Source organism: Actinoplanes sp. NPDC026623, assembly GCF_040638275.1.
GTDB lineage: Bacteria > Actinomycetota > Actinomycetes > Mycobacteriales > Micromonosporaceae > Actinoplanes.
The window spans coordinates 1-4,652 of the sequence record NZ_JBEZXZ010000352.1; the positions used below are offsets into that span (position 1 = coordinate 1).

2 protein-coding genes are annotated in these 4,652 nt (G+C 72.9%); both read right to left on the reverse strand.

All coding sequences use genetic code 11. The features are described from left to right. Positions 1 to 128: 128 nt before the first annotated feature. The gene (dnaN, locus tag AB0F10_RS44290; protein ID WP_360640360.1) at positions 129 to 3,080 is read right to left on the reverse strand and encodes a DNA polymerase III subunit beta; all 2,952 of its coding nucleotides are present in this window, start codon (positions 3,078 to 3,080) and stop codon (positions 129 to 131) included. 132 nt (positions 3,081 to 3,212) lie between these two features. Beyond that, positions 3,213 to 3,662 (reverse strand): hypothetical protein, encoded by a 450-nt coding sequence (locus tag AB0F10_RS44295; RefSeq protein WP_360640363.1) that lies wholly within the window; start codon positions 3,660 to 3,662, stop codon positions 3,213 to 3,215. Between the last annotated feature and the right edge of the window lie 990 nt (positions 3,663 to 4,652).

Below are 4,652 nucleotides of genomic sequence, written 5' to 3' on the forward strand. Positions count from 1 at the left end.
TTTACATTTACACCGGTGGCGGGCTGGTTTGCCCTTTGGTTGACCCTTCGTGTGTGGGTGGAACGCCGCCCCCCGGGGCCGGCGGGCCCGCCCCCCCCACGGGGATGGGGTTCGGCTGTCGTGCCCGGTCAGGCGGCGGCGCGGGCCGGGAGAACGTCCGGCAATGCGGCCGCCACGGCGTCGTTGACCAGGGCGGACGCCGCCGTCAGCGCGCCCGGCTCGGCGAATCGGATGCGCAGCCGGTACGGCCGGGCGCTCTTGTCCGCCTCGACGGCGGGCACCGCCGCGATCGTGGCGTTGCGCTTGGCCTCGGCCATCGCGTCCACCACTGCCTTGCGCAGCGCCCGCAGCCGCGTTCCGGCGGGCAGGACGAACACCCGTTCGCCGGTGAGGGTGATCGGCGGGACCATTCCGAACGCCTGCCACCGGGCGACGTCATCGGCTGCGGCCGTGACCTGAGTCGGCACGGCCTGCGGCTTTACCGTGGCGGCGGCCGGGGAGGTGTGCGCGGTGGGCCGCTTGGCCGCCGGTGCTGGCGGCCGGAACCGTGACGCGGGTGCCGCGGCGACGACCTTCGTCTGCATCTTGGCCACGGCCGCGTCGACCGCCGCCTCGATAACGTCGTCAGGCTGCCCGGCCAGCGCCTCCCGCAATCGTGTGATCACCGTGTTCTCGCGCGGCGCCGCCACCGCCTGGGGCTCCGGCTCGTCGTCCTCGTCCTGCACCATGCGCGCGGACACCTGCGGCTCTTCGCCCTCGGTGTCCGGCCCGGGGCCGTCCGCGCTCGCGCCGGCGGCCGTCGCCGCCTGCATGGGTGTTTGGGCCGCGATGTCGGCAAGCGCGTCGCGCTCGGCCTCAGCCTGGATCTCCGCCTCCGCCTGCTTCGCGAGGATCGCCCGCTCGATCTCGGCCCATCCGTACGTGCGGTCGTGCTGCCGGTCGTGGAACCGATGCTCCGGCGTGACCTGCATCGCCGTCGCGATGAGCGCCAGCGCACCGTCGAAGTCCCCGGTGCCCAGCTTCATGAACGCCTCCAGCGACGTAGCCCGCGGGTCGAACGTCGGCTCCCCGTCCACGATCACCGGCGAGCGCTCCGCCGCCTTCGCCTGCGCGCCGTCCGACTCGTTCCCGCCCTGCGGCGGCCACACGCCCTGTGCCGTGTGCGCCGGAATCCCGAACGCGCACGCCACCCGCTGCATCAGATCGGCGTCCTCCCGTGAGCGGGCGCCGACATACATGCGCTTGCCGTTGTCGTCGGCGGACACGAGCACGACCAGGGCCCGGCCGAACTGCTCGACGGCCTTGCGCGCGCCGTCCTCGGTCGCCTCCGTGACCATCCGACCGTCGACCCGCGCGGCCAGCTGGAGCACCGCCATCCAGATCGGGCCCTCCGGCACCGCCGGCGCCTGCCCGCTCGTGCCCGCCGCTTCCGCCGCCTTCGCGGCCGCCTGCTTGCCGCCGTGGACCTTTGCGTTGCGGATGCGGCCGCACGTGCACTTGGTGAACGGGTTCGGCTTGGTGCCGTCCTCGACCGCCCGCCGGAAGATGTGCGGCTCCTCCGGATCGAGGACCGCCTCGGCGGCGGCTGTCGCCGTCTGGCCGATCACCGCTGGGACGGGCGCCTCCCGGGCCTCCGAGGCCCCGTCCGCGCCGCCGGATTGGCTGGCCGTCTCAGCCGGACGCTCTGCTTGCGCATCGGTGGCCGGTGCACTGGCGACCGCGGGCGGTGCGGGCTGCTCTGGCGCCTCGCTTGCCCCGCCCGTGATCCGGATGGTCATGAGCAGGTTCGTGACGCCCGGCACCGGCGCGCCGTCCGCGTCCAGGGGCACGATCAAGAACGGCTTGTACGGGTCGACCAATCGCATCCGCACCCTCGCCGCACCGACGTTGAGCACGTCGAGCAGATAGCTCGGATTCACGCCCAAGGTCATGCCGGTGGCCCGCTCGAAATCCTCGCTGACCTGCTGTCGCGCCTCGACGACCCGCTGGTCTCGCACCTCCTTGGGATCACGGGCATGGCGCTTGCGCGCCTGGGCCGCAGCCTCCTTCATCAGCGTGTTCACTGCCTCGGCGCGGGCCGCGCTGGTCATCGTGACGAAAGTGCACTCTTCGTCGAGTACCTCGCTCGCGCGGGCGTCGTCGCTCGTGCCGGCCTCGAGCGTGAGCACGTCATCGGCGAATCGCAGCATCACCGGAGTGCTTCGCTCGGCAGTCACCTCGACCCGTCTGACCGCCTCCACCAGCGCGGCCGTGTCGAGGTCGACCTCCAGCACGGCGTGCTGGGGGATCAGCGACCGCACCGGCGGGTAGTTCGCGCCGTCGATCGTGCGCGTGACCACCCGGACGTGGTCGGTTTCGAGTCCGAACGTCGCGTTGTACCCGCTGTCGTCGTAGCCGAGAGTGACCACCGCGCCCGGGGTCTTGCCGAACGCCTTCGCGACCCCCGCGAGGAGCTTGCCCGGCACCAGCGCGGCGAACTTGTCGACCTCGTTCGCCCAATCGAAGTCGCGCACGGCAAGGCGGTACCGGTCCGTGGCCTCCAGCGACAGGCGCCCGCCTTCGGCGCTCAACCGGACGGCGGTCATCATCGGCAGCGTCTCGTCGGTCCCCGCGAACTTCGCCACCTGCGCGACCTGCCCTGCCAGCACCGAACTCCCGATCATGCCGACGGTCGGCGGCATGTCCGGCCGGGCGGGGTAGTCCTCGATCGGCATCGTCGGGATCGTGTACGTGGTCTTGCCGTTGGACAGGCGCACCTTCACGGACTCGCCGGCGAGCGTCAACGGCCGGGCCTTTGGCAGTGCCTTGACCATCTCGGTCAGCTTCGACGCGGCTACGAGCACGCTGCCCGGCCGGGTGCAGGTCGCGCCCGGGAGTACCACCCGTCGCGCCTGCTCGTAGTCGAACGCCTCGACGGTGACGGTCTGCCCGTCTCCGGTGAGCACCACGCCGGTGAGCACGGGAACGTTCGGCCGCTTCGGCAGCGCCTTACCCGCGAACGTGAGCGCGGCCAGCAACTCCGGCTGACCGACGGTGAACGCCAAGGTCTGCGCGTGGGCCTGATCTTCGCTGGTGGACATGGTTGGGGAACCTCCGCATGATCGTGCCCGGCCGTGCCTGACCGGGCAGTTCGGATGTCGGACAGGGGTTGTCCGGCACCACTCGACGACCGCCGGCCCGTGCGCGGGCCGGTTGTCGCCGGGCAGCGCCGGTCAGCGGCGGGTGCGCAGGCCCCGTGCTCGCGGCCGCGCCGTCAGCACCGCGACACCCGGGCAGGAGTCGGCGAGCTCGCGCGCTCGCACACCGGGGCAGCCGAGGTGCCCGCAGCCGCCGTGACCGACCCGGCAACCGCAGCCGTGCACGCACATCTCGCAGCGCCCCGGCATTTCCTCGATCGCGACCGTGAAGGCGTTGCGGTCCTCGGACCCGCGGGCCCAACGCCCGGTCGGCGCGCAGCCGGTGTGGCGTCGTAGCAGCAGCACGGCCTCGGTGATGGCCGCACCCACGAGTGAGCTGCTGCGCCGCTGCCGGGCTTGGAGGCGGCCGAGGTCCAGGCGCAGCCGCAGCGTGGTGGCGCCGATGTTCACGTGCAGACGCGGGTTGGTGTGCGGGCTGATGAGGGTGGCCGTCCAACCAGGGGCGGACACGGTCGCGCTGGGCATGGGGAACCTCCAGGGATGAGCGACGCCCTCCGGCCGTACCTGGCCGGAGGGCGTTTCGTGTGGGTGTGGGATGCGGGATCTCTGCGCGGGCCACGCATGTTGCGTGCCGCTTGCGTCCCGCCCATCTGTCCGGTCGGACCGGACAGGAACGCCGGGAATCAGACCACAGACCCCGAAAGTTGTCAATCCCTGGCCAAGTCACCGCACACCCGCGCGACGCGCGCTCACGCGCAACGCACGCACGCCGCCCGTGCGCCCCACGCACGCGTGCGCACCGACGCCCGTCCACATCCGACCGCGGGCCTACCGTGCGCCCGCAGCCGGCCGCCGACCCGCGACGGCGCGCCACCGAGCGCACGCGGGCACGCGGCGCCCCACGTACCCGCGTGGTCGCGCCAGCCGTCCGGCCATGGACTGTCTCGCCCCGGTGTCCGCGCCGTCGTCGGGTGCGCAAGCGCGCTAGACGCCTGCGCACGGAACGCGCGCGTGCGCAGGCGTTCCGCCCGTTCAGGCCCGGTGGGCGCGCGTGCGCCGGTGCAGGACCGGGTGTGCGCGCACACGCTCACCCGCATCCGCGCCTGTGGGGCGCGAGCCCGCGCGTACGCCTGCCCCGGCGCGCGGACCTGTGCGCGCGGCCGCACCCCCATCAAGATCACTACCGCTCGGGCGTACGCCTGCCGCCTCGCGTCGGGCATAGCCCTGCGGGCCTCTCAGAACGCCGTGGGCGCCCGTTCGTGGCGTCCGGGTGGACCGGACAGTGCGGGGGATGCGCACGCCTCACAGGCGCGGTGAGGCGCCCGGACAAACGCGGCCACGGTCGCGCGCCACTGTGACGGTCATAGGTACCCATTCGGGCCGTCCCGGATCGGCCGGACATCAATGCCGACACGCGCGCTCACACGCGCTGCGAGAGGACTCGTCCGGCGCACCCGTTCGGGCACACAAAAACGGGCGCACCCCCGGATGGGGGTGCGCCCGTGCGCACATGCG

Excerpts from the sequence above, each read along its gene's own strand:
- dnaN (WP_360640360.1), bottom strand. The coding sequence starts at position 3,080 with ATGTCCACCAGCGAAGATCAGGCCCACGCGCAGACCTTGGCGTTCACC.
- AB0F10_RS44295 (WP_360640363.1), bottom strand. The coding sequence starts at position 3,662 with ATGCCCAGCGCGACCGTGTCCGCCCCTGGTTGGACGGCCACCCTCATC.